The sequence below is a fragment of the Streptomyces apocyni genome (genome assembly GCF_009739465.1).
In the GTDB taxonomy this organism is placed as follows: Bacteria; Actinomycetota; Actinomycetes; order Streptomycetales; family Streptomycetaceae; genus Streptomyces; species Streptomyces apocyni.
On sequence record NZ_WHOM01000078.1, the window covers coordinates 182,405 to 206,100 of the forward strand.

General features: G+C 69.7%; 24 protein-coding genes. 8 read left to right on the forward strand and 16 right to left on the reverse strand.

What is annotated here, in order from left to right; translation table 11 throughout:
- Window positions 1-115: 115 nt before the first annotated feature.
- From GCN81_RS29415 to GCN81_RS29425, 3 genes are all read right to left on the reverse strand, one after another.
- Window positions 116-1,138: a hemolysin family protein gene (locus tag GCN81_RS29415; RefSeq protein WP_156727587.1), complete on the reverse strand. Its 1,023-nt coding sequence runs from the start codon at window positions 1,136-1,138 to the stop codon at window positions 116-118.
- Window positions 1,135-2,541: a hemolysin family protein gene (locus GCN81_RS29420; RefSeq protein ID WP_156727588.1), complete on the reverse strand. Its 1,407-nt coding sequence runs from the start codon at window positions 2,539-2,541 to the stop codon at window positions 1,135-1,137. Before GCN81_RS29420 ends, GCN81_RS29415 begins: the two co-directional genes overlap by 4 nt.
- A gap of 232 nt (window positions 2,542-2,773) precedes the next feature.
- Window positions 2,774-4,843, reverse strand: a complete 2,070-nt coding sequence (locus GCN81_RS29425) for a TerD family protein (RefSeq protein WP_156727589.1) — start codon at window positions 4,841-4,843, stop codon at window positions 2,774-2,776.
- Between the two features lie 219 nt (window positions 4,844-5,062).
- On the opposite strand from GCN81_RS29425, the gene GCN81_RS29430 reads away from it, so the two are divergent.
- Window positions 5,063-5,398 carry a cupin domain-containing protein gene (locus GCN81_RS29430; protein WP_156727590.1) on the forward strand — a complete coding sequence of 112 codons (336 nt, stop codon included), beginning with the start codon at window positions 5,063-5,065 and terminating at the stop codon, window positions 5,396-5,398.
- A gap of 55 nt (window positions 5,399-5,453) precedes the next feature.
- Here GCN81_RS29430 and GCN81_RS29435 read toward each other — a convergent pair whose 3' ends face one another.
- Window positions 5,454-6,482 carry a YhgE/Pip domain-containing protein gene (locus GCN81_RS29435; protein ID WP_156727591.1) on the reverse strand — a complete coding sequence of 343 codons (1,029 nt, stop codon included), beginning with the start codon at window positions 6,480-6,482 and terminating at the stop codon, window positions 5,454-5,456.
- A 178-nt stretch (window positions 6,483-6,660) separates the two neighbouring features.
- On the opposite strand from GCN81_RS29435, the gene GCN81_RS29440 reads away from it, so the two are divergent.
- The gene (locus GCN81_RS29440; protein WP_156727592.1) at window positions 6,661-7,698 is read left to right on the forward strand and encodes a rod shape-determining protein; all 1,038 of its coding nucleotides are present in this window, start codon (window positions 6,661-6,663) and stop codon (window positions 7,696-7,698) included.
- A gap of 24 nt (window positions 7,699-7,722) precedes the next feature.
- Here GCN81_RS29440 and GCN81_RS29445 read toward each other — a convergent pair whose 3' ends face one another.
- The 3 genes from GCN81_RS29445 to GCN81_RS29455 all read right to left on the reverse strand — a co-directional run bounded on the left by GCN81_RS29445 (window position 7,723) and on the right by GCN81_RS29455 (window position 10,337).
- The gene (locus tag GCN81_RS29445) at window positions 7,723-9,249 is read right to left on the reverse strand and encodes an alpha/beta hydrolase (RefSeq protein ID WP_156727593.1); all 1,527 of its coding nucleotides are present in this window, start codon (window positions 9,247-9,249) and stop codon (window positions 7,723-7,725) included.
- A gap of 111 nt (window positions 9,250-9,360) precedes the next feature.
- Window positions 9,361-9,816 carry an FxLYD domain-containing protein gene (locus GCN81_RS29450; RefSeq protein WP_156727594.1) on the reverse strand — a complete coding sequence of 152 codons (456 nt, stop codon included), beginning with the start codon at window positions 9,814-9,816 and terminating at the stop codon, window positions 9,361-9,363.
- 41 nt (window positions 9,817-9,857) lie between these two features.
- Window positions 9,858-10,337 carry a DUF7144 family membrane protein gene (locus GCN81_RS29455; RefSeq protein WP_231627065.1) on the reverse strand — a complete coding sequence of 160 codons (480 nt, stop codon included), beginning with the start codon at window positions 10,335-10,337 and terminating at the stop codon, window positions 9,858-9,860.
- A 136-nt stretch (window positions 10,338-10,473) separates the two neighbouring features.
- On the opposite strand from GCN81_RS29455, the gene GCN81_RS29460 reads away from it, so the two are divergent.
- Window positions 10,474-10,854, forward strand: coding sequence for a VOC family protein (locus GCN81_RS29460; protein ID WP_156727595.1), 381 nt, complete (start codon window positions 10,474-10,476; stop codon window positions 10,852-10,854).
- A 3-nt stretch (window positions 10,855-10,857) separates the two neighbouring features.
- Here the strand turns inward: GCN81_RS29460 and GCN81_RS29465 are convergent, their stop codons facing one another.
- Entirely contained in the window at window positions 10,858-11,775 is a 918-nt protein-coding gene (locus GCN81_RS29465) for a helix-turn-helix domain-containing protein (RefSeq protein ID WP_156727596.1), read from the reverse strand.
- A 140-nt stretch (window positions 11,776-11,915) separates the two neighbouring features.
- A complete protein-coding gene (locus GCN81_RS29470) occupies window positions 11,916-13,022 on the reverse strand; it encodes a helix-turn-helix domain-containing protein (protein WP_156727597.1) in 1,107 nt (368 codons plus the stop codon).
- Window positions 13,023-13,714: 692 nt separating this feature from the next.
- Between GCN81_RS29470 and GCN81_RS29475 the strand changes: the two genes are divergently transcribed.
- Window positions 13,715-13,963, forward strand: coding sequence for an SCO4226 family nickel-binding protein (locus tag GCN81_RS29475; protein WP_156727598.1), 249 nt, complete (start codon window positions 13,715-13,717; stop codon window positions 13,961-13,963).
- Between the two features lie 213 nt (window positions 13,964-14,176).
- Window positions 14,177-14,881: a response regulator transcription factor gene (locus GCN81_RS29480; RefSeq protein WP_197287835.1), complete on the forward strand. Its 705-nt coding sequence runs from the start codon at window positions 14,177-14,179 to the stop codon at window positions 14,879-14,881.
- Window positions 14,882-14,894: 13 nt separating this feature from the next.
- On the opposite strand, the gene GCN81_RS29485 is transcribed toward GCN81_RS29480, so the two are convergent.
- The gene (locus GCN81_RS29485; protein WP_156727599.1) at window positions 14,895-15,734 is read right to left on the reverse strand and encodes an NAD(P)H-binding protein; all 840 of its coding nucleotides are present in this window, start codon (window positions 15,732-15,734) and stop codon (window positions 14,895-14,897) included.
- A 92-nt stretch (window positions 15,735-15,826) separates the two neighbouring features.
- On the opposite strand from GCN81_RS29485, the gene GCN81_RS29490 reads away from it, so the two are divergent.
- Window positions 15,827-16,210 (forward strand): winged helix-turn-helix transcriptional regulator, encoded by a 384-nt coding sequence (locus GCN81_RS29490; protein ID WP_156727600.1) that lies wholly within the window; start codon window positions 15,827-15,829, stop codon window positions 16,208-16,210.
- Between the two features lie 142 nt (window positions 16,211-16,352).
- Here the strand turns inward: GCN81_RS29490 and GCN81_RS29495 are convergent, their stop codons facing one another.
- Window positions 16,353-17,192, reverse strand: coding sequence for a PGAP1-like alpha/beta domain-containing protein (locus GCN81_RS29495; RefSeq protein WP_197287836.1), 840 nt, complete (start codon window positions 17,190-17,192; stop codon window positions 16,353-16,355).
- Between the two features lie 293 nt (window positions 17,193-17,485).
- Between GCN81_RS29495 and GCN81_RS29500 the strand changes: the two genes are divergently transcribed.
- Window positions 17,486-18,253 (forward strand): hypothetical protein, encoded by a 768-nt coding sequence (locus GCN81_RS29500; protein WP_156727602.1) that lies wholly within the window; start codon window positions 17,486-17,488, stop codon window positions 18,251-18,253.
- A 110-nt stretch (window positions 18,254-18,363) separates the two neighbouring features.
- Here GCN81_RS29500 and GCN81_RS32800 read toward each other — a convergent pair whose 3' ends face one another.
- From GCN81_RS32800 to GCN81_RS29525, 5 genes are all read right to left on the reverse strand, one after another.
- The gene (locus tag GCN81_RS32800; RefSeq protein WP_156727603.1) at window positions 18,364-19,149 is read right to left on the reverse strand and encodes a hypothetical protein; all 786 of its coding nucleotides are present in this window, start codon (window positions 19,147-19,149) and stop codon (window positions 18,364-18,366) included.
- A 111-nt stretch (window positions 19,150-19,260) separates the two neighbouring features.
- Window positions 19,261-19,518 carry a hypothetical protein gene (locus tag GCN81_RS29510; RefSeq protein ID WP_156727604.1) on the reverse strand — a complete coding sequence of 86 codons (258 nt, stop codon included), beginning with the start codon at window positions 19,516-19,518 and terminating at the stop codon, window positions 19,261-19,263.
- A gap of 363 nt (window positions 19,519-19,881) precedes the next feature.
- The gene (locus tag GCN81_RS29515; protein WP_156727605.1) at window positions 19,882-20,922 is read right to left on the reverse strand and encodes a YncE family protein; all 1,041 of its coding nucleotides are present in this window, start codon (window positions 20,920-20,922) and stop codon (window positions 19,882-19,884) included.
- 175 nt (window positions 20,923-21,097) lie between these two features.
- Window positions 21,098-22,249, reverse strand: a complete 1,152-nt coding sequence (locus tag GCN81_RS29520) for an NAD(P)H-dependent flavin oxidoreductase (protein ID WP_407698031.1) — start codon at window positions 22,247-22,249, stop codon at window positions 21,098-21,100.
- Window positions 22,246-22,887, reverse strand: coding sequence for a flavodoxin family protein (locus tag GCN81_RS29525; RefSeq protein WP_156727606.1), 642 nt, complete (start codon window positions 22,885-22,887; stop codon window positions 22,246-22,248). Before GCN81_RS29525 ends, GCN81_RS29520 begins: the two co-directional genes overlap by 4 nt.
- A gap of 126 nt (window positions 22,888-23,013) precedes the next feature.
- On the opposite strand from GCN81_RS29525, the gene GCN81_RS29530 reads away from it, so the two are divergent.
- Window positions 23,014-23,616, forward strand: a complete 603-nt coding sequence (locus GCN81_RS29530; RefSeq protein WP_156727607.1) for a TetR/AcrR family transcriptional regulator — start codon at window positions 23,014-23,016, stop codon at window positions 23,614-23,616.
- Window positions 23,617-23,696: the final 80 nt, after the last annotated feature.

The window sequence follows — 23,696 nt, forward strand, 5'->3', positions numbered from 1 at the left end:
ACCGTTGTCCTGAACTTTAGTGGTTGAGGCGAGGCGCGTCAACCACTCAAGTGACTTTAGGAGGTTAGAGGTTAGGGGCGGGAGGTGAGAGGTGACCTTTAGGTGGAGCTGACCCTCAGGCGGTCGCCGGAGACGGGCCGACCAGCTCGCTCAGTACGTCCTCCATCGTGACGAACCCGAGTACGACCCCCTTGTCGCCGGTCACCGCGGCCAGATGCGTCCCGGCAGCCCGCAGCGCGGTCAGGGTGTCGTCCAGCGGCGTGTCCAGGCGGACCTGGGTGACGGGGTGCAGGGCGCCGCGCGGGAAGGGCTGGTCGCGGTCGGTGGCACCAAGGGTGTCCTTGATGTGCAGATAACCGAGCAGCGCCCCGCCCGCGCCGGTGACCGGGAACCGCGAGAAGCCCGCCTCGGCGGCCATACGCTCCAGCCGCGCGGGCGTGATGGTGTGGTCGACGGTACGCATCCGCTGCGCGGGCACGAGGATCTCGCCGACCGGGCGGGTGCCCAGTTCCAGGGCGTCGCGCAACCGCTCGCTGTCCGCGGGCGAGAGCAGCCCGGCCGCGCTGGAGTCGACGACCATGCGGGCCAGTTGGTCGTCGGTGAAGACGGACTCCACCTCGTCCTTAGGCTCCACCCGAAGCAGCTTCAGCAGGGCGTTGGCGAAGGCGTTGATCCCGAAGATCACCGGGCGCAGGGCGCGGGTCAGGGCGACGAGCGGCGGTCCCAGCAGCAGCGCGGTCTTCTCTGGCGCCGCGAGCGCGATGTTCTTCGGGATCATCTCGCCGATCAGCATGTGCAGATACGTGGCGACCGCGAGCGCGATGACGAAGGCGATCGGGTGCACCAGGCCATGCGGGACATGCGCCGCTTCGAAGCCGGGCTCCAGCAGATGGGCGATGGCCGGTTCGGCGACCGCGCCGAGCACCAGCGAGGAGGCGGTGATGCCGAGTTGGGCGGTGGCCATCATCGCGGAGATGTGCTCGATGCCCCACAGGGTGCTGCGGGCTCGCTTGTCGCCCTCGCGGGCGCGGGGTTCGATCTGGCTGCGGCGTACCGAGATCAGGGCGAACTCGGCGCCGACGAAGAAGGCGTTGGTCAGGAGCGTCAGGGCACCGATGACCAGTTGCAGCGCGGTCACCGGCTCGCCTCCTGCCGTACCTGCACGCGGTCCTGCACGCGTTCCCGCTCCTGCTCCCGCACCTGCTCCCGCTCGCGCTCCCGCTCCTGCCGCGGCAGCGCGGCGGCGGGCTCGGTCAGGCGGATGCGGTCGGCCCGGTGGTGCGCCACCTCCAGGACGTCCAGCCGCCAGCCGTCGAGGGTGAGCGTGTCGCCCTTGGCGGGGATACGGGCCAGGCGGTTGGCGACGAGTCCGGCGACGGTCTCGTACGGGCCTTCCGGAGCCCGTAGCCCTATCGCGGCGAGCTGGTCGATACGGACGCTGCCGTCGGCGTCCCAGGCGGTGCGCCCGTCGTCATCCGCGGCGACCGGCAACAGATCGGGGACCTCGACGGGGTCGTGCTCGTCCCGTACCTCGCCGACGACCTCTTCCACGATGTCCTCCACGCTGGCGACGCCCGCCGTACCGCCGTACTCGTCGATGATCACCGCCATCGTGCGGGTGGCCCGCATCCGCTCCAGGAGCCGGTCGGCGGGCAGGGTGTCGGGCACCAGCAGGGGTTCGGTGGCCAGTTCGGTGACCGGTGTACGGCCGCGCTGCTCGGGGGCCAGGGCGAGGACGTCGCGGATATGGACGGTGCCGATGACCTCGTCCAGCGTGTCCCGGTACACCGGGAAGCGGGACAGGCCGGTGGCATGCGTCAGGTTGGCGGCGTCCGCGGCGGTGGCGTGCGCCTCCAGGCCGCGTACGTCCACGCGGGGCGTCATCACGTTCTCGGCGGTCAGCTCGCTCAGGTGCAGGGTCCGGACGAACAGTTCGGCGGAGTCCCGCTCGATGGCGCCCTCGGCCGCCGAGTGCCGGGCCAGCGCCACCAGCTCCTCGGGGCTACGGGCCGAGGCCAGCTCCTCGGCGGGCTCCAGGCCGATACGGCGGACGAACCGGTTCGCGGCGTTGTTCAGATGCCGGATGAACGGCCCGAAGGCGGCGGTGAAGCCGCGCTGCGGACCCGCGACCACCTTGGCGACGGCCAGCGGCCGGGAGATCGCCCAGTTCTTCGGCACCAGCTCACCGACGACCATCAGGATGACCGTGGACAGCACCACCCCCAGCACCGTCGCCACCGACGAGGCGGCCCCGCCGAACCCGACCGCCCGCAGCGGGCCACGCAGCAGCACCGCGAGCGACGGCTCGGCGAGCATGCCGATCACCAGTGAGGCGACGGTGATGCCCAGCTGAGCACCGGAGAGCTGGAACGTCAGCTTCCGCACGGCCCGCAGGGCGCCGGCCGCACCACGCTCCCCCGCCTGCGCGGCGCGCTCCAGCTCGGCGCGCTCGACCGTCGTCAGGGAGAACTCGGCCGCGACGAAGACCGCGCAGGCCAGAGTGAGGAGCAGGGCGAGAAGCAGCAACAGGACTTCGGTCACCGTGCCACCCCCGTTCCCTCACTCGCTGAAGGCCATCGGGGCGTGGCACGGCTGGTACTGGGAGGCTCACCCATCGGGGGTCCGTCGCTCCTTCTCGTACGCGTACCGGTACGCGTACACAGACAGTGGGTCACACAGGGTCGCTGCGTTCCCCGCCACTGTAAACGAGCCGCAAACACCATGACCAGGTACGCCCGGCGCCCGACCACCGCCCCGTAACGCCGCTGCCCGGCTAGCCGACGGTCGCTGGGGCGGCCTGCTGCCGACGCGACGACGCGCTGTCCAGGTGGGCGACGACGTCGGTGTGGAAGCGGTCCACGGCCTCGTCGACGCTGCGGATGAAGCCGGTCTCGGCCTTGCCGCGACCGCCGCCCATGCCCTTGAAGAGCGACAGGCGGAAGCCGGTGATCTCCGCCCCGTCCTTGGGCAGGATGTCGGCGGGTTCGGGACGCAGCCGCTCCAGCGTGCCGCGCGGGCCCCCGCCCTCGCCTGCGACGAGCGTCTCTACGTGGAGGTCCGCCGGAGCCGCGGCGAGCTGCCGGATCAGCCGCTTGACCCGGGTGAGGGGATGGCCGCCGTTCTCCGCGGCCGGGAGCTCGATCGACGTACGCAGTTTCCCGGTCCGCAGATCCGCGGTGATGGCCAGCACTCCGGGGGTCGCCTCGATCCGCAGTTCCGCGTGCAGACGGCCGTCCGCGCAGAGCTGGTCGGCCAGCGCGGCGCGGCGCTGGGACGGGTCCGCTCCCCGCTTGGCGCGTAGCACGGGCAGCACTTTCTGCCCGAGCTCTCCGCCGAGTCGCAGACAGACCTGCCGCATCAGCCGCTCCCAGCTCTCGACCACGTCCACAGCCCGCCGGTCCCCCTGGGACAGGGTCTCGTCGTCGATGCCGTTACGCACCGGGACCCAGGCGGGGCCCATGTTCTGGAAGCCGTGACAGCCGGAGTTCTCGTGCTGGAGGTAGTGCAGCAGCTCCTGGAGCAGCCAGGCGTGGGCGGCGTTACCGACGCCTTCGTGGCGGATCAGCATCTTCGCCTGGTGTGTCACCTCGGCCCAGGACAGCGACCTGAGGGCGACCTTGTGCTTACGACGGCCGTCGATCCTGACGTCGACCAGCGGGGTGCCCTCCAGGGCCACGTCGTTGGACAGCGTGATCACGGCCTCGTAGCCGCGCCGGGCCGCGATGTCCATGTAGTCCTGGACCTGTTCCGCCTTGAGCGGGTTGCCGTTGGTCTTCGTCTCGACGAGCGCGGTCCAGAGCTTTCCCGCCCGCTCGACGCGGATGACGCCGTCGGGGCGCTTGGGGGAGTCACCGTGCGGGAGGGACACCTCGGTGTACGTCTCCATGCGGCCTGCGGGTGCGCCGAAGGCCGCGGTGAGTCGGCGGCCGAACTCCGGGACCTGCGCCATGACCGACAGGAGCACCGATGTGGCGCGCACTTCGCGCTCCCTGTCGCTCTTGAGCACCGGCACCGGGAACAGCCTCGCCGTCCGCCAGTTGTCGTTCTCGGCGAGGGACCTCTTCGGGGCCTTGGGCAGCTTGACCTTCTTCCTGGCCGTACGGGGCCGGGTGCGGGGGCCCGTACGGGGCACGGGGGTTGCCTCGCCGTCGCCCTCGCCCTCGCCGGTGGCCTGGGCGGGGATCGCCGTCTGGGCCGCCTGGGCCGCCTGGGGTGCGGCGGCTTGGGGCGCGCTGGGCTGGCCCTGCTCGCTGGCGGGGGCCGCGCCCTGTTCGCCCGCCGCGTCCTCGTCGCCCGCCGCGTCGTCATCGATCTCGACGCCGAAGTCCGTGGCCAGTCCCGCGAGCCCGGTCTCGTACCCCTGGCCGATGGCACGGAACTTCCATTCCCCGCCGCGCCGGTACAGCTCACCGAAGATGAACGCGCCCACGTCTCCGGCGTCCTCGGTGGAGAACTGGAGCAGGCTCTCGCCGGTCCCGTCGGCGAGGGTCATACAGAGGTCGTTCAGCTCCCCGAACCGGCATCCGTACCGGCTCGCCGCGACAACGATCCGGTCGACATCGGACGGCATCGCGGTGAGATCGAAGCCGATGCGGTCCTCGTTGCCGTCAGCCGTCGGCGTCTTGCCAAGGAGCTGGACACTCCCGTCCGGCGCGACGGGGTTGTTGTAGAAGTAGAAGTCGGCGTCGCTCCGTACCTTGCCCTTGGCGTCGAGGAGCAGTACGGAGACATCGGCGTCCCCCTCCCCCGTAGGACTGCTCCAGCTCAGGCTGACAAGTACGGACCCGGCATCGTCCAGCAGCTCTGCCAGGCCGATATTGGCGCCCTTGACCAGTTCCTGCATACGGCCCCCAGCGTGAAGTGATGTGACGCAGTGCACATTTTGTGCGTCTGGGAACCCTAGTAGCCGAGGTCACCCACCCGCGGGGAAGTGCGAGAAGTGACGTTTGAGCGAGAGCCCGATGCGACCCGGAGTTGCGCCTGGGCGGACAAGCGGGACGCTTGATAGGGGTTGGTTCCGAGTGTGCCGAGTGTGCCGAGGTCGCGGTCAAGGGAGCAGGACATGGGAGACCCCATCGAATACCTCACGGCCGTCGTCGACGAGCACCTGGCCAACGCCCGGCTTGCCGAGCACGGGCGCAGTGCGCAGCTGCTCGTGCACGACGACGCCCTGCGGCAGAGCGTGATCGCGCTGACGGCGGGTACCGCGCTCGACGAGCACAACGCCCCGCTGGCCGCGAGCCTGCTGGTGCTGCGCGGCCGGGTGCGGCTGACCCCGGCCAGCGGCGAGGGGGCGGAGCTGTCGGCCGGGGAGCTCTGTCCCCTGCCGAAGGAGCGGCACGGGCTGACGGCCCTGGAGGACTCCGCCGTACTGCTGACGGCGGTCACCGCCGTATAGCCACCACGGGGCGCCCCTCCTAGCCACCACAGGGGGCGCCCCTACTGACTACTGGCTACTGGCGCACTTCGCTCGCCTCGACCGCCTCCCGGCCTCTGCGCAGCGAGGAGAACAGCAACGTCAGCAGCGCGCCGCCCACGCACCAGGCCGCCAGGACCAGCAGCGGCCCGGTGATCGCGTGGCCGCCGAAGTACGCGATGGAGCGTGCCGTCCAGGTGCCCGCGCCCGGTGGCAGGGCGGGCCCGATCTCCCGCCAGAACGGGGGCAGCAGCGGGTACTGGTAGGGGCCGCCCGCGCTGGGGTTGCCCGCGACCACTAGGACCAGCACGGTCAGGCCGATACCGACGATCCCGGCCAGCCCCTGGAGGGCGAACGTGGTGGCCCCGGCCGCGAACACCACCAGCGCGCCCAGGCCCCCCAGACCCAGCACGCTGCCCGGCAGCGCGCCCAGGACCGGGCCGATGACGACCGCCCCCAGCAGCCCGAGAGCCACCGAGAACACGCCGAGGGCGAGCAGCCGGATCGTCGCCCGCATCCGGTTGGCGGGCCGCGCCCCGTAGCTGATCGCGAGGATCGCGGCGCACAGATAGCCGCCCACGGACCAGCCGACCACCAGGTAGAACGCCGAGAGCCCCCGCGAGTCGCTCGCCTCCATGGGGAACACGTCCTCGGTCTCGACGGTCCGCTGCTGTGCCGCCTCGGCCTCGTCGACGATCTCGGTGAGCGCGTCGGCTACCGCCGCGCCGCCGCCGCTCGCGAGCAGCAGCCGGTCGGTGGTGGAGTTCGGGTCGATCACCAGCGCGCCGTAGATCTCGCGGTCCTTGAGCTGCTCGCGGGCGGCGTCCTCGGAGATCAGGGCGCGCGGGTCGAGCGGTGAGCCCGGCAGTTGCTCCAACTGGCGGATCGTCTGCGCGCGCGTCTGCTCGGGGGCCACCACGCCGAGGGCGATGTCCTTGGGCTGCTGCTGGTGGAACGCCCCGGCGTACGAGGCGATGAACAGGACGCCGAGTGCCAGCACTCCCAGCATCAGCAGCGCGGCGCGCGGCCGTACCGCGTCCTTGATCTCTCCCAGGAACAGGTGCATACGGCCAGCATCGGCGGGACCGCGCGGACGCGCTGGCTGGACACGGCCGATCGGTGCGCCACTCCAAAGCACCTCAGCGCTCGCCGAGGTGATCGCGGGGTGCCAGGATCGATCCGGGGCGGGGACGTGAACCAGCGGGGGGGACGTGAACCAGCGGGGGCAGGAAAGGGAGCGGCCCATGCGCCGAATACAGCGGATCTTCGCACTGGACCTGGGCAGCTCGGTCCTGCGCCTGTGCGTCGACGGCGAGGAGCAGGTGACCTCGGTGCCGTCGGTGGCCGCCGTGAACAGTTCCGGGGCCGTGGTGGCCCGGGGCGCCAGGGCCCACTCGATGCGCGGCCGCGCTCCCGCCCATGTGGACATCGTGCATCCGATAGCCCGCGGGGCCGTGGTCCACCAGCAGCTCGCCACCCGGCTGCTGTACGCCAGCCTCCGCGACAGCGGCCCACGACACGCCCTGAAGGACTGCTACGCCGCCGTGTGCGTGCCGGACGAGGCAACGCCTCTACAGCGGCGGGCGCTGGCCGAGGTCTGCCACGAGGCGGGACTCAGCCGGGTACGGCTGATACCCAAGTCCCTGGCCGACCTGGTGGGCCTGGGCCTTCCGATACACGAACCCACCGGGGCGCTGCTGGTCGACGTGGGCGTCGACCGGGCCTCGGTGTCCATGATGAGCATGGGACACGCGACCCTGACCCGTACGGGCGAATGCGGCGGCCGGTCGGTGAACCTGGCGCTCATCCGCCATCTGCGCACCGCCCACGGCCTCACCGTCGGCGACGAGGCCGCGGAGGACGCCAAGATCCGGCTCCGCGCCCTGACCAGCGCGGACGAGCACATCCTCGTACGCGGCAAGGATCTGACCGACCGGGCGCCGCGCTCCCAGCTGCTGCCGCTCGACGAGGTCGCCGTGGTGACCGGAGCCGTCTGCGACGAGGTGGCCCGGCTCGTCCAGTCGGCCCTGGAGGACAGCCCGTCCGAGCTGGCCCACGACGTACTGGACCGGGGCATCCTGCTCATCGGCCGCGGCGCCCTGCTGCCCGGCCTCGCGGGGCGGCTCCGCGAGGCCATCGACATCCCCGTACACCAGGTCGGCCTGGACGGGACGACCGGTGTACTGGGTGCCCACCGACTGGCCCAGGGAGCGGCCCAACACGAACGCGAACGCGGACACGCGGACGAACCCTCCGACTACGTCCCGCTGGCCCTGACCTGAGAGCCTGCGCCGCGCGGAACCAGGTCAGGCGCAGTGCTGATCCCTCGCCGGTCGCCGCCCCTCGGTGAGGAACTCCGTCACCGCGCGGTCCCCACAGGCGTTCCCCTCGCCCAGATAGACACCGTGCCCGCCCGGCCCGACGGTGACCATGCGCGCCCGCTGCCCGAACGCCTCACGCATCTTCAACGCCCCGAAGTACGGCGTAGCGGGATCCCGCAGGCTCTGGATCATCAGCACGTTGGACGGGCCGTCGGAGGTGATCCGGGTGGGCTTCTCGGACGGCGCGCCCTTCCAGAAGGCGCACGGCGTGATGTTCACCGACATCCCGGCCGTCAACGGATACCGCGCACGGTCGGCGGCGACAGCCCGCGCGTAACCGGGCACGGCCCGAGGCCAGCGCGCGTCGTTGCAGACGACGGCCATGGTGACGGCCGCGTCCTGGTCACTCATCGGCCCGGCCAGCGCACCGGGCAGCACCGGCTTCCTGTCCAGGTCCGGGTCCAGGTCCGGGTCCTGGGCCGCCCGCACGAGCCTGGCCAGCTCAGGAAACGCTGCATCGCTGTACAGGGCGTTCTGGACCGCCTGCCGCAGCACGTTCCCGGTCAGCGGAACACCCGCCGTGGTCGTCTCCTTCGGCGCGCGATCCAGCCGCGCCGCCAGCGCCAGCACCAACGGCCGTACATCCGCCGCTCGTTCCGCCAGCCGCAGCCGCTCGCCCTCCGCGTCACGGGCCGGGTCGGCCGCCCAGGCCGCGAAGTCCGGGAACCGCTCCTCGGCCCCCGCCGACATGTTCGCCAGCCACCCACGCGCCACCCGCTCCGGGTCAGGGTCACCGCTGCTGTCCAGCACCCAACGATCCGTGTGCTGCGGATACTTCTGCGCGTACACGGCCCCGACATACGTCCCGTACGAGATGCCCCAGGCCGACAGTTTCTCCTCACCCAGCGCCTGCCGGAAGCGGTCGATGTCGCGGACCTCGTTCGCGGTCGAAAGGCTGCGCAGCACCGCTCCCCCGTGCCGCGCACAGGACCTGGCGACCCGCTGCGACCGGGCGACGTTCTCGCCGATCTGACCGTCAGCCCCTGGCCAGGGCCGCAGGTTCACCAGCATCCGGTCATCCGCACGCAGCCCGCAGCGCGCCTTCGTACTACCGCCCACACCACGCGGGTCAAAGCTGACGATGTCGTACGCGCCCCCCATCTCCGCCCGCAGTGCCGCCCCTTTCTGGCGCAGCTTCTGTATCCCCGAACCGCCCGGCCCACCGGGGATCACCAGCAGCGTCCCGCGCCGCGCGTCGGGCCGATCGCTGCGCAGCCGGGTCACGGCGAGGGTGACGTGCGGGCCATCGGGGTCGCGGTAGTCGAGCGGTACGGGCAGGTCCGCGCACTCCTGTCCGTCGAGGCCGCCGCCCGGCTGAGCGCAATCGCGCCAGTCGAGGCGCGGGACGCCGCTTTCCGTCGTACGGGACGCTGGGGCGGCGCCGGTCAGGGTCGCGGCGACGGCTGCGGCGGACAGTGTGGCGAGGAGGGCCTTGGAGGCGTAAGTACGCATGAGCCAAGGGTGGTTGACCCAGCCCCGCCCGCCCATCCGGCGCACACGAGTGACGAAGGTAGGGCTACCCCCCGCCCGAAACCACGCTCACCACCGCGCTCACCACCACGTTCAGTACCGCACGACCCTCCCCACCTCCGCCTGCACCTCACCCGACAACGAGCGCGAACTACGCGCCGTGCCCTCACCCGACTGCCCCGCAGGCACGTCCGAGACGGTCACGACGACCACGTCCAGCAGGTTTCCGCCTTCGTCGCGGAAGTTGACCCGCACCGCGAACGACTTCTCGGACCCCTCGGTGTTCTCGACCGTCACCGGCACGGTGGCCCGTCCGTCGTCGTCGGTGGTCGTACTCCCAAGCCGTGCCGCGTCCTTGACGTTGACGCCGTCCGTAAGCTCATCCAGCTTCCGGTCCGCACTGGAAGCGGCGTCCGACGCGGCCGACGCCACTCTGCTCGCCAGGTCCGACGGGCTGACCCCGTCCTCGTCCGTGCAGCCGACCACCCCCAGACCGACAACCGCCGCCAGAGCAACGGCCGCCGCCCCACGCCTGACGTCCTCCCGCATCACACACCTCCGCAGTTGCGCCCTCAGCCCCAACCGCCCCATCACATATGGGGCGATGCCTGGGCGCCGGTACCAGTACCGGTGTCCGTACCCGTACCCGTTCCCGTGCCCGCACCGCCGCGATCCGAGGTATCAGTGCACAGCGCCCAGATGACGAAGACGCCGATGGCCACCGAGATGAGCGCCCAGATCGGCTGATACGGCAGCCAGATGAAGTTGATGATCACCAGGAGAGACGCGATACCGACGCCGACTCCCCTCGCCCAGTCCGCTCCCTTGAGGATGCCCCAGCCGACAAGGGCGACCAAGACGCCGAGGACGAGGTGAATCCAGCCCCATGAGGTCAGATTGAACTTGTAGACGTAGTCGCCCAGCCGTGCGTACACATCGTCCTTGGCGATGGCCGCGATGCCGTGCAGCACGCCCAGCACACCGTTCACCATCATCAGCACACCGGCGAACAACGTCCCACCGGACGCCCAAGCCGCCTCGCCGCCACCACCGGTTGCCTTGTCCGCCATGACCACGCACCCTTCACTCGCAGAGAACACCGAGCCTGCGGCCATACGCGACACGAGGCGACCAGAGCCCATCCATTCGAGTGACCAACCGTCGCCCCACACCCCACACCCACGCCTCACGGAGAGCCCCACCACGATGCGCATCGACCGACTCGACCACCTCGTCCTCACCGTGGCGGACATCGACCGCACCATCGACTTCTACACACGCGTCCTCGGCATGACGCCAGTGACCTTCAAGGGCGGCCGCCGCGCCCTCGCCTTCGGCCAGAGCAAAATCAACCTGCACCAGGCAGGTCACGAGTTCGAGCCCAAGGCAGACCGCCCCACACCGGGCAGCGCGGACCTCTGCCTGATCGTCACAGACCCGCTGACCACCGTCCTGACCGAACTGGCCGAACACGGAGTCCCGGTGCTCGAGGGCCCAGTCCCCCGAACCGGCGCGCAGGGCCCGATCACCAGCGTCTACCTCCGCGACCCGGACGCCAACCTGATCGAACTCAGCAACGAGACGTAACCCTCAGGCCCCCGATGCCCCGAAGGCTGCGGCGACAGACACACGCCCACCCCGCACCAGAGCCTCCCGTACGCGCGCGGCTCCAGCGGCGGCGATGGAGTGCCCCCCGTCCGGCGACTGCGAAGGCACACCCGCACAGGCCGCACAGAGACCCGTGAGCTGGCCACGCGGGAGCGGACCACAGCAGTCCGCGCACTCGACCAGCGGCTGGACCGGCTCTCGGGGCGCGGGAATCCGGTTGGTCAGCCGGTACGAGAGCAGGGCCGCCGGGGCACGTACGGGCTGGGGAAGATCAGCAGTCAGAGCCTGCCGGAGATCCGCCTCCGTCGCCCCCAACTCCAGCCACCAGGCGGCCAGCGGCGCCAGCCGCACGATCTCGGGCACACCGAGCCGCAGCGCGGGCGCCCGATCCCCGATGCGACCGAGGAACGCGGTCGCACGCCCCAACGCGCCGTCCAAAGCTGTCGGGTTGGGGGTGTCGCCCCCCATCTTCTCCCCCTTGGGGGATGCGCCGACGGCCTGACCGTCCTGCTCTCCGGCGGCCGGGATGCGGTCACTCGGGGGCGGCTGCTCGCCCCCGCGCCCGCATCCGCCCCCGAAGGCTGCGGCGATTTCATCCTCGGTCGTCAACGCCACGTTGGAGACCAACACTTGCGTGGTCCAGCGCCCAGTCTCCGGCGCCTGGGCACGACGGGTGTGCAGGTACCCCTCCCGCTCCAGCTGCTGCCGCGCCTTCCTCACCGCCATCCTCCCTTCGGGCATCTTCTCGCCGATGGACGGGATGGTGTCCCTCGACCCGTCGGGGAGGGACAGCGCCCACTGGAGGAGGCGTACGGCGGTGCCGTTCAGGCGGGGGTGCCGAATGATGTCGTTCGGCGTCTGGGAGAAGAAGCGGGTGGGCGAGATAGCATGCTTGAGCATCGCGGGTGGAGGCCTAACCACTCGTAGGTGAAGGCCCTCAGTCGGTGGTTGCACACCACTGGGGGCCGCTCCGTAGTTGCATACGAAGCGTGATGACACGACTACTGTACCGGTGTACGACCCTGGGGTTGGGCGCTGCGTCAGGACTGCTCTACCTCGGCCATCAGCAAGCGCAGCGTCAGCGAGTGCTTCTCGGGCGGCAGCGCGTCCAGCGCGGCCCGCGCGTAGGCCACCCCGCCGGACACGTCCCCTGAACGGGCCAGCATGAGCCCCCTGTGCATCTCCAAATGGGTGGCGAACCGGGGGAGTTCGCTGGGCAGCTCTCGCCGCGCCGCGTCCTGTGCGGCTACCGCCGCGCTCTCGTCTCCCAGGCGAGCGGCCAACAGTGAGGCGAAGACGTTCACGCGCCACCACGGCACGGCGTAGTCGCTGGTCTGTTCATGTGATCCGGCCTTGTCGAAGACGCGCCGCCCGTCGTTCATGAGCTTCCGTGCCGTGTCAACGTCACCCCGGATCGCTGCCGCGTGCGCCTTGCCGAAGATCGCGTTCAGCAGCCCCAGCGACGGCTTGTCGCTGATCGCCATCGCCTGATCGGCAAGCACATCAGCAACACCGAGTGATGCCCCCTCGTACCCCAGCGCGATAGCCGCCCGCCCCCGAACCCACACCCGAGCGTCGTCGTCACCGGACTCGTCCGCCGCCTGCGCTGCCAGGCGGTACCAGTGCACCGCCTTCGCCCCGTCCGACCCGGGAAACGTCTTCGCGTACAGGGTCATGAGCCGGGCCGCCACCGACCAGAGCTGGGCATTACCCAACTGCTGTTGCACCAGCACGAGTTCGCCACTCACGCGCCGCTGAATGTCGGCAGCGCCAAGGCTCATGTACTCCGTGCCGTACGTGGCCAGCTTGGCTTCCCACGCGTCCACGGACGGGCCACCCTGTAGCCGTGCGGCGAATCCCGCACTGAGGAGGTCAGAGGCGACCACGGGCGCTATCGCCGCCCCGGCTGCGTCGGTCAAGAACGTACGGCGCTTCACTTCACCCTCTAGAGCGGCTAGGGGCACGTCCAGGACGGCCGACAGGCACCGGAGGTAGAACGGCCCCGGCGTCACCTTGGAACGCTCCCAGCGGCTGAGGTACTCCCGGTCGAGATTCATCCCGAAGGCGTTGTTGATCTCCGACGCTAACCGCCCCTGACTCCAACCGCGAGCGTTGCGCAGATCCCTGATCAGTGCCCCGATGGCCATGGGCCCATCATGCCCCTACCTCTGCCACTGGGCAGGCCAAGATACCTCTGCCACTGGGCAGGCCAAGAAAGGTCAATCAAGGGCAACTTGCCCCTACCGATGCCCCTACGCCACACCACCACCAGGCGAGACGCTCCCTGAACGACCACGCGAGGGGACGCCTGGACATGATGGCAAACGAAACTGAGACGGTCGCGGAAGCGTGGGAGTACGTGACCTACGCGCCCGCTGGTAGCCGCTGCTCCGCGTGCACGCAGCCGATCAAGACCCTTGAAACCGTGCGCCGGGGCTCTATGAAACGCGCGTCGGATGCGCCTGCGGTGATCTACCGGCACACCAACAACTGCCCGAAGGCAACGCGGTGAGCACGCGGAGCGCCGCTGAGTACTCGCTGATGACGATCCAGGTCTCCCGGGACAGCGGGCGCACCTTCACCCCTGAGCGGACCATCCTCAGCTCAGACAACCTGCCCCCACTGCTGTCGTCCGAGTGGCCCCCGTGCCGGTGCGCCCGTTGCGGCGCCGCCCGAAGCCCGGCCCGGCAATCTGGATCTTTCGGGCGCGAGCGACTGGTACGAGATTGAGGAAATCCACCCACCCGTCGACCGGTTGCACGGGGGCGGTGCCGGGCGGACGATGGTGGAAGCAAGACTCCCACGACCTCGACAAAACCGGACCGGAGGTGGCGGGGCTATGACCATGTTCATGGACGTCCACCACAACATGCAGGGCATCACGGCCGAGCAGCTCTCTGAGTCGCACCGGGCGGATCTGGCGATCGAGGCGGAGGAAGGAGTCCACTTCGAACGGGCCTGGGCCGACCCCGACGCGGGAGTCGTGTACTGCCTGTCCGAGGCCCCCTCCGCAGACGCCGTGCAGCGCATTCACGAGCGCGCGGGTCACCCGGCCAACGAGATCCACCCCGTGCCGATCTCCGTCTGACCGGCACACGGACTCGCCGCAGCCTCACTGCCGGGTCCGTTGACTCTTGGCTGATGAAGCTGATGAAGCTGATGAAGTGGAGGAGTCGGTACGGGGTGGCGCCCTCTTCTTGAAAATTGCAGTAAAGGCCCGTCCTGCTACCTGCCAGTACATGTCAGGATGCCGGTGCAAGGGGGAAGCAACGTTCCCGACAGGCACTAAAAGGCACAGGACATGACCACCCCCGCCGCTGTATCCCCTTCCCTGCTCGTCGTGGACGACGAGACGGGTGTCCGCGAGATGCTGACCATGGCCCTGGAGTTCGTGGGCTTCGATGTGAGGAGCGCGGCGACGGGCAGTCAGGCCCTGGAATGTGCCACCCGTTATGCGCCCGATCTGGTGCTGATGGACGTCAACCTTCCCGATCTGGATGGGTTCGAGGTGTGCCGCATGATGCGCGAGCGCGGCATGGCCATCCCGGTGATGTTCCTCAGCGCCCGCTCGGGGCTCGACGACCGGGTGCGCGGACTCGATCTCGGTGGCGATGATTTCGTCACCAAGCCCTTCGAGCTGAAGGAAGTGACGGCCCGCGTCCGGGCGATACTGCGGCGCTGCGACGACGGGGGGCGGACCGCGGCCAAGCGGCGGCGGTTCACCGTCGGGGACATACGGCTCGACCCCGACAGCCACCAGGTGTGGGCCGCCGAGGTCCCCGTACACCTGACCAACACCGAGTTCGCGCTGCTGCGGTACCTGATGGAGAACCCGGGGCGCGTGCTCACCCGCGCGCAGATCCAGGAGCGGGTCTGGAACCACCAGGTCGACGCGTCCGGGAGCGTTGACACCTACATCTACTATCTGCGGCGCAAGCTGGGTGACCAGCGGCAGTCGCCGATCCGCACGGTCCGCGGCGTGGGCTACCTGTTGTGCGCCGACTGATCTGAGTTGTGCCTCAGCGAAAAGCGGCGATGTTCCGGCCGACCCAGTCGTTGAAGGGGCGCGGGGCGCGGCCGAGGACGCGTTCCACGTCCGAGCTGATCCGTAGTTCGGCCGGGTTCGGTGCAGCGATGATGTCCAGGGTGTCGTCGGCGAGCTCCGGCGGCACGAACTGGACCATCGCGGCCTTGGCCTCCTCGCGGGTGAGTTCGCGGAACCGTACCGGCGAGCCGAGCGCGGCGGCGATGGCCTCCGCCTGCTGACGCGGCGTGATCACCTCGGGTCCGGTCAGCTCGAAGACTTCCCTGGTGTGCCGGTCGTCCAGCAGGCAGGCCGCCGCGACCTCGGCGATGTCCACCGGGTCGACGATCGGAACCCCGACGTCGCCGAAGGGTGCGGCGACGGTCCCTTGCGTGCGGACGGACTCCGCCCAGGCCAAAGCGTTGGAGGCGAAGCCGCCCGGTCGCAGGACGGTCCAGTCCAGGCCGGACTCTTTCAGCGCGTCCTCCACCGCGCGCATCGCGATCCGCGACGGGCCGAGCGGCCTGGTCGCCACGCCCTGCGAAGACAGCAGGACGACCCGGCGGACCCCACTGGCCGCGGCCATGTCGATGATGTCGGTCGGCCTGGCCTCGGGGGCGTGCAGGTCGCCGGACAGCAGGAAGAACAGCGCCTTCGCCCCGTCCAACGCGGGGGTGAGGCTTGTCGGCTCGGCCAGGTCGGCCGCCACATGCCGGACTCCGTCCGGCACCGTCGCCGCGTGCCGTGACACCGCCGTCACCTGCCCGCCCGCCCCGGCCAGCGCCTGCGTCAAAGGCCGGCCCACATTCCCGGTAGCCCCGGTCACCACGATCATGTTCAGCTCCTAGTCCGTTGTGCACTACGGCAATTGACGCTAGGAGGTGGGCTTACTTTTCGTAAGAACATACCTAAAGGTAAGCTCCGGACATGAGGGAAGGCTCGCAGCTGACACAGGCCGAGGCGGGCCGTCGGTATGAGGTGTTTCACACCGACTGCCCCGCGCGTGACATGGTCGACCATGTGACCAGCAGATGGGGTATCTGGGTGCTGATCTCGCTGCGGAGCAACGACCTTCGGTTTTACGAGCTGCGCGACAGCATCCAGGGCATCAGCGAGAAGATGCTCGCTCAGACACTGCGCGCACTGGTCCAGGACGGGTTGGTCTGGCGGCAGGTCGAGCCGACGACGCCACCCCAAGTCACCTACGGGCTCACGGAGTTCGGCCAGGACATCGGTGAGCCGCTGACGGACCTGTTCGACCGGATCACACAGCGGCTGGCGGCCGACGGCCGCGGCACGTCCGCCACGTAGCGGCTGAACGCGACAGGCCGGCGCCGCCGGGACGGAGGGGTCCCGACGGCGCCGGAGTCAGTGGTGATGGGGCAGCTGAGGTGATGGGTCAGCTGAGGTGATGGGTCAGCTGAGGTGATGGGTCAGCCGAGGTGAGGGGCCGTCACCACGACGAGTGGTAGTACAACGAGGAGGCGGTCCAGACGACGGGCGAGTTTCGCTTCTTCCAACTGCTCGCCTTGGAGGGCGAGTTGCGGTACTGCATCTTGTAGGTTCCCGTCCGGACCTTCTTGAGTGCCGCGTGGTCGTCCACCCCCTTGAGATTGTCGTAGCGCACCCAGTGCTTGAAGCCGCCCGCGGTCGCCGACGTCTCCGAGACGATGGCGTCGCTGTTGCTGCCGATCGCCGTCCAGTCGGTGCCCTGGGTGGACTGCGGGTTGTTCCTGAGCCACTTGATCAGGGAAGACTTCTTCCGCATGTCCTTGGTCTGCTGGTAGGAGTGGCCCCAGCCCCAGTTCGTGCCGGCGTGCGGCGTTCCCAGCGTCACCACGTCCTCGACGAACAGCTTCTTCGGGAACCCGGACTCCTTCTTGGCGACGCCGGTCAGTGCGGCCTGGATGATGAGCCCGCCCATGGAGTGCCCGACGAGGTCGACGGACTTCCCCTTGGAGGTGTAGTCCTTGTAGATCTTGTTGGCGAGGGCCTTCCCCAACGTCTTGAGGCCGGTGTCTCGACTGCCCTTGGAGATCCTGAAGTCGCAGTTCCAGTCATCCTTGTAGAAGGCGACCCCGCGGATCTTCCCCTTCCAGTTGGCCTTCTTGAGACCCGTGATGACGTCCTTGAAGTAGTCCTTGCAGTCGAACTTGGCCGCCCATACCGGGTCGTAGCCGTGGACCAGCAGCACGTCTTCGTTCTTGCTGTTGTTCCGGCTCGGCGTTGACGCCGCCTGTGCCGGCGCCACCGCGCCGAACAGGATGGCCCCCGCCGTGAGCGCTGACACCACCAGCGCTTTCCCCCGCTGTCCTCTTCCCACTTGCTCCTCTTCCCCGTGCGTCAAGTTGGTTACTGCTGACGCAGAGAGTCCCACCACGAAGCGCCAAAGGGTCCCTGGAACATTGCAGGGTAGGCGCCTGGGGCCCTGAGGAAGTCTGATCCGATCCTGTCGCCTCTCTGAGCGAATCCTGATCTTCGGGTGGTCCAATCGGACCCGATGACCAGCAAGTTCACTCTTCAACTACTGGGGGTTCGGGTTCAGTGATATCCCGCTCTACGATCCAGCGTGCAGGGGTCGCCACGGTGCTGAGTTTCGCCGCGGTGATGGTGTCCGGCACATCGGCGAGTGCCGCGACCAACATCCGCGGCGCGGAGCCGTTCAACACCGACCGTCTGCTGATGACCCTGTGCAACGGGAACACCGGTACGCAGGACAAGCTCATCAACATCGACACCGGCGAAGTCAGGAATCACAACAACTGGAACGACATCCGGGGCAAGTGGGAGCGCGTCAGGGGCCACTGCTCCTACCCCAAGGCGTCCAGCTGGACCTGGACCGGTCCCGAGAGGACCGTCAGTGACGAGGAGCTCGTCAACTGCGGCACGCGGTCCACGCTGAGACAAGACATCACGTCGAGCGGCAGCACGACCAGCACCACGTCCCACAGCGTCAGCGGCTCGGTCGGCGTCAACTGGACGGCCATCAAGGACGTGTTGTCGTTCCAGGCGGGGGCCGAGTACTCGCACTCCTGGTCGTACGCGAAGACGCGCGGCTGGGCCAAGACGAGCAGCCTCTCGGTTCCGCCTCGCGCGGTGGGGTGGATGGCTCAGCGCCCGAAGATGCGTACGGTGCGCAGCAACCCGGTCTTCCACGTCGAGTCCTACACCTGGAACACGCTCCCCTTCGCGAAGTGGACGACCGTCAACAGTTGGCGTGGCCGCGGCTACCGCGACATCAAGTCGCACGGCGCCTACTACGACGCCAAGGCCAACGTGACGGACAGCAGCGGCGCGCCGACCGGTCAGATCGTGGCCCGCGACCGCGCGGTGAACAGCAGCGACGACTGCTGAGGCCACCACCGCAGAGCCAGCCCACTCCCGCCCCGGCCCCCTCCGGCGGGAGTGGGCTTCCGCGCGTCACCTGGGCCCTCAGCCGTTCCCGTATTCAGCCGCTCAGCCGTTCAGCCGTTCAGCCGCGCTGCCGGGTCCGTGGTCAGCCAGCCCTGCGCGCCCCAGAAGGCCACGGCCCGGCAGATCGTGCCGAGGGCCCGCTGCGCGGCGTCCGTGCCACGGTCGGGCCAGTGGCCGTCGCACCACTCGGCTAGGCGGTCGGCGGCGCCGGGCTCGTCCAGTACGCCGAGGCGGTTGTGCGAGCCGAGATGGGTGCCGAGCAGCAGCATCGCGGTGGAGTCGGCCTGCCCGGAGGCCTCGCCGAGGAACGCGGCGATGGCCTGACGGACGGTCGGCACGGTGGTCGGCGTCGGTGTCGCCTTCTGGGTCGCCTTCGGTGTGGGCTGGGGACGGGTGCGGCGGGGGCGCGGAGGCGCGGGCTTGGCCTCCTGCACAGGTGCGGGCGTGGGCGCGGGCGCGGGCGTGGGCACCGGAGTCGCGGCGGCGGGCGACGTACGGACGGGGCCCTCCCCGTCGCCGTACAGGCATACGGAGACGTAGTCGCCCGGCACGGGGACGTTCTCGTCGATCGACGTTGTGACGGCGTCGGCGTCGCAGACGCGGCACAGCGGGGTCTGGCGCCAGCCGATGATGGAGAGTTGTGTACCGCGTGAATGGCGGGTCATCGCCTGTGGGCGCTCCACGATGTCGTCGCCGCCGCAGCCCGCGCAGCGCGTTGCGCCGCGCATCCACTGGGCGCCGCAGCTCAGGCAGCTGACCCGGATGTCACCGCCTTGCGGCTCCCCGCGCAGTTCGTCCCGCTCCCCACACGACGGGCACCGCGTCACGTTCGCCATCGACGCTCACTCCTCACCGGCGAAACCTTCCCTGGCGTCAGGGTAGGTCGCACGCGGGGCGGCGCGCCGTCGAACAGCGCGCCGCCCCTGCGGAGATCTGGCCCTTACGGCTCAGAAAGTTCCCTGTGACACAGACCCCCAGCTGAATGAGGGGACATCGACGGGCGAGTTATCCCCGGACGTGTTGTTGGTCGAAATGTGGGTGATGTACACGGGCTTGAGCTCGAACATCATCTCCGCGCCTCTGGCGTCTTCGACCACGATGTTGTTGATCTGCTGGTTAATGACCACCACCGGCGCATCGTCCGAGCCAGCCGCCGAAGCAGGTGAGGCGGCACCCAGCAGCACCGCGCCTCCCACCGCCGCCACACCCGCCAGACCTCGGAGCCGCCGACGCCACGCGGGCGAACCCTGCCGCGCACCTGGGACTGCGTACATCGCACCTCCTGTTCGGCCCGCCGCGCCCTGTAGCGGCGGGCTGCCTCGGCACGATCCTGGGCGACCCGCGCGCCGGGCCCTGGCGGGCGCGCCGGGCGCCCCACGCGCCACCACCCGACCGGATCAGTAGTTCATCGCACCGGATGCATCGGATGCACCGGATGCACCGGATGCGCGGCTCGGCCGCCCGGTCCCGGTACGCACGGCGGCGGCGCACCTGCCGGGTGCGCCGCCGTTCCTGTTCCTGTTCCTGTTCCCGTTCCTGTTTCCTGTTTCCTGTCTTCAGGCGTTACGTCACAGCCTGGCCACCGCGATGGAGACCGGCCCGTCACCGGCGGGGATGGTGGCGATCACGTTGTGGGTCTGGGGGTTGACCACCGACACATCGTCCGAGGTCGCGTTGCCCACGTAGACGCGATCGCGGAACGGGTCCACCCCCACCGCGCGAGGCCCGTCCCCCACCGGGACCTGGGACACAGTGCCGGTCGCATCGTTGATGATCGAAATGTCATCCGAGTTCTGGTTCGCCGAAAAGACCTGCCGCCCCTTCGGGCCCACAGCCACATCCCGTGGGAACTCGCCCACGGGGACCGTGGCGACCACGGTGTTGGATTTCGTGTCGAGCACGGAGACGCTGTCGGGACCACTGCTGGTCACATACGCACGGGCCCGGGTCGGGGACTCCGCCACCCCGAAGGCGCCGGGCGGCACGGCGACGGTGGTGACGACCGTGTGCGTGTTGAGGTTGATCACCGATACGGCGGCCGAGCCGAGGTTCACCACCGTGGCCCGAGCACGGGAGGGATCGACATCGACCCTGATCGGACCGTTGCCGACCGGGATGGTGTCGATCACCGAGTTGTCTTCGAAGTCGATCACCGACACCGTGTTGTCGTCGAAGTTGGTCACGTAACCGCGGTCGCGGGTCGGGTCCACCGCCACCCCTCGGGGCACATTGCCCACGTCAATGGTGTCGATCACGGTGTTGGTGGTGGTGTCGATCACCGACACATCGTCGTCATCGGCGTTGGCGACCAGCGCACGGTTGCGTACCGAGTTCACCGCTACGCCGCTGGGTTGGGCACCTACCGCGATGGTGTCCACCACGGAGTTGTTGGCGGCGTTGATGACCGTCACCGTGCCCGATTCGAGATTGGCCACGTAGACCCGGGTGGGCGGCGGGGGATGCGCCTTGCCCGCTGCCGCTTCCTCCGCCGGTTCCTCCGCCGCTGCCGCCGCCGCTGCCTGCGGGACGGCGCCGAGCAGCAGGGCGGCGCACGCCACCAGCGCGCCGATGAGGGATCTGGCCCGCCGCGTCCATGGGGCAGAGTGCATCGCAGCTCCTGACCGCCCGCCACGGCCGCGCTCGGCGGGCTCACGCCGTACCGGCCGCGCGCCGGGCTCACCCGGTACGGCCGACCTGTCGACACGATCATCAGGCTCGGGGCTCCGCGCTCCCCGCAGCTCCGCCGCCCCCCAGCGGGGGGTTCACCCGTCAGTGGGAGCCCTTTCAGGCCATCTGGTGCTTGTGGAAGTCGTCCATCAGCCAGGTGAGGTAGTCCTGCGCGCCACGGGAGCCGACGGTGAGCGCTGCGGCCTGACCGGCCCACAGGCTGCTGAGATCCGCCTGCTCTCGCGCGTTGGCTTCGCGGCGGATGGGCTGCATCAGGGCGCTCTGCACGGGGTACGGGGGCACGGTTTCCTCGTACGGGTTCAGGTCACGGACGAACCGGTTGGCGATGCCGCGAGCGGTGCGGCCCGAGAAGAGGCGGGTGAGGACGGTGGTGCGTGCCTCGGGGGAGCTCAGCGCCCGTTTGTGGGCCGCGCTCGCCCCCGATTCGCGGGTGGCGAGGAAGGCGGAGCCGATCTGGACGGCGTCCGCGCCCAGGGTCAGGGCGGCGGCCATCCCCCGGCCGTCGGCGATCCCGCCCGCGGCGATGACGGGGATGCTCACGGCGTCGGCGACCTGGGGGACCAGGGAGAAGGTTCCGACGAGCGACTCCCGTACGGGCCGCAGGAAGGCGCCCCGGTGGCCACCCGCATCGGCGCCGGAGGCCACGACGGCGTCGATGCCCGCGGTCTCCAGTGCGACGGCCTCGTCCACGGTGGTCGCCGTGCCGATCACCGGAATGCCTCGGCGGCGGGCCTGGTCCATCACCCTCTTCGGCGGGAGTCCCATGACGACGCTGATGACCGGGGGTGCGGCTGCCAGCAGCGCGTCCACCTGGGCGTCGAAGTCCGGCCCCGGCGTGACGTCGTCGGCTTGCGGCGCGGGCAGCCCGAGTTCGTCGTAGTAGGGGCGAAGTCGCTGGATGTGCGGGGCCAGTTCGGCGGCGCCCGGCCACGGTCGGGCCTCGTCCTCCAGGGGGACCCAGAGGTTCACGGCGAACGGGTGGCTGGTGCGGGCCTTCAGCTCGCCGACGAGATCCGTGATCTCTTCCGGGGTCAGGATGTGTGCCCCGTACGAGCCCAGTCCGCCTCCGTCGGACACGGCGGCCGTCAGCGCGACGGAGGACAGACCCCCGCCGAACGGCCCCTGCACGACGGGGCGGGAGATACCCAGCAGATCGCCCAGGCGCCCCGCGCTCATGCCGCTCATGTCGTTGATGGCGTTCATGCCGCTCATGCCGCTCATGCCGTTCACGCCGTCGCCGCCGCTCACGCCGTCACCGCCAGGTCCGCCGCGACCTCGCGCCCGTACACGAACTGCAGCGCGGTCCGCGCGACATGCTCGCCCAGATGCCGCGCGGTACGCAGGTCGGCGTCCGTGGGCGCCTGCTCCGGTCCGAGATCGGAAGGCGACTGCGCCATGGCCCCCACGAACGAGCCCAGCCGGTTCAGGTCCTCAGAGCTGCCGCCGGAGCGGTAGATCCAGCCGGGCAGCAGGCCGAGCGGCACCCAGTTCATGCCGTGCTGGGCCGCCAGGACGGTCATCGAAAGCAGTGCGTTGTCCTTGTTGCCGTTCACTCCGGCCGAGTTGGTGAACCCGGCCGCGAGCTTGCCCTGCCAGCCGCGCGCGGCCCAGACCGGGGCACTGGCCTCCGCGAAGCGCTGGAACACCGCCGAGGTGGCGCCCATGTAGGTGGGGGAACCGAAGACGATCGCATCCGCATCGGCCAGGGCCGTCCACAGGCCGTCGTCCAGCGTGGAGACATCCCGCAGATCAGCCTGGACACCGGGCACCGAGACGGCACCCTCCACCACGGCCGCTGCCTGGCGGGCCGTATGCCCGTAGCCACTGTGGTAGGCGATGACGACGGAGATCGAGGGGGTGAGCGAGGGGGAGCGCGGTACGGACACGGGAGGCCTCCAGAAAGGGGTGTACACCGGAACGAGGGTCACACTAGACGACCGGTCAACTAACGCGCTACCCACGTACCCCGCACGTCACTCCCGGATTAGTTGACCGACCGTATACTCATGCCCATGGGACGGACCAGCACCGCACGCGAGCGGCTCCTGCACGCCACCGGCACCCTGATGCAGCACCGGGGGTACAGCAGTCTGGGAGTGGCGGAGATCTGCGCCGCGGCGGAGGTCAAGAAGGGCAGCTTCTACCACTTCTTCGCCTCGAAGCAGGACCTCACGCTCCAGGCGATCAACGCCTACTGGGCAGAGCAGCATCGCTCCTGGACCGCCGAACTGGACGGCCCAGGACCCGCCCTGGCCCGGCTGCGCCGACTGCTGGAGGGCATGGCGCTGATCCAGCGACGCGGGAAGGAGACCTGCGGCACGGTCGACGGCTGCCTGCTCGGGAACCTCACCCTCGAACTCAGCACCCAGGAACCGGAGGTCCGCGCCAGGCTGGAGGAGATCTTCGATGAGCAGATCGCGCTGGTCGCCAGGGTGCTCGACGAGGCCGCGGCCGACGGCGCCATCCCCCGTGCGCACGCCGAACCGTCGGTCGCGCGCACGGTGATCGCTCAGCTGGAGGGGCTAGTCCTGTTCGCCAAGCTCAAGAACGACCCCGCGGTCCTCGACACGCTCTGGCCCCACACGCTGCTCCTCCTCGGCGCCGAACGGCCATAGGCCAGTCGCAGGCCAGTCGTAGGCCAGCCGGAGGCCATGGGCCGGTCGCAGGCCATAGGCCGGTCGCAGGCCATAGGCCG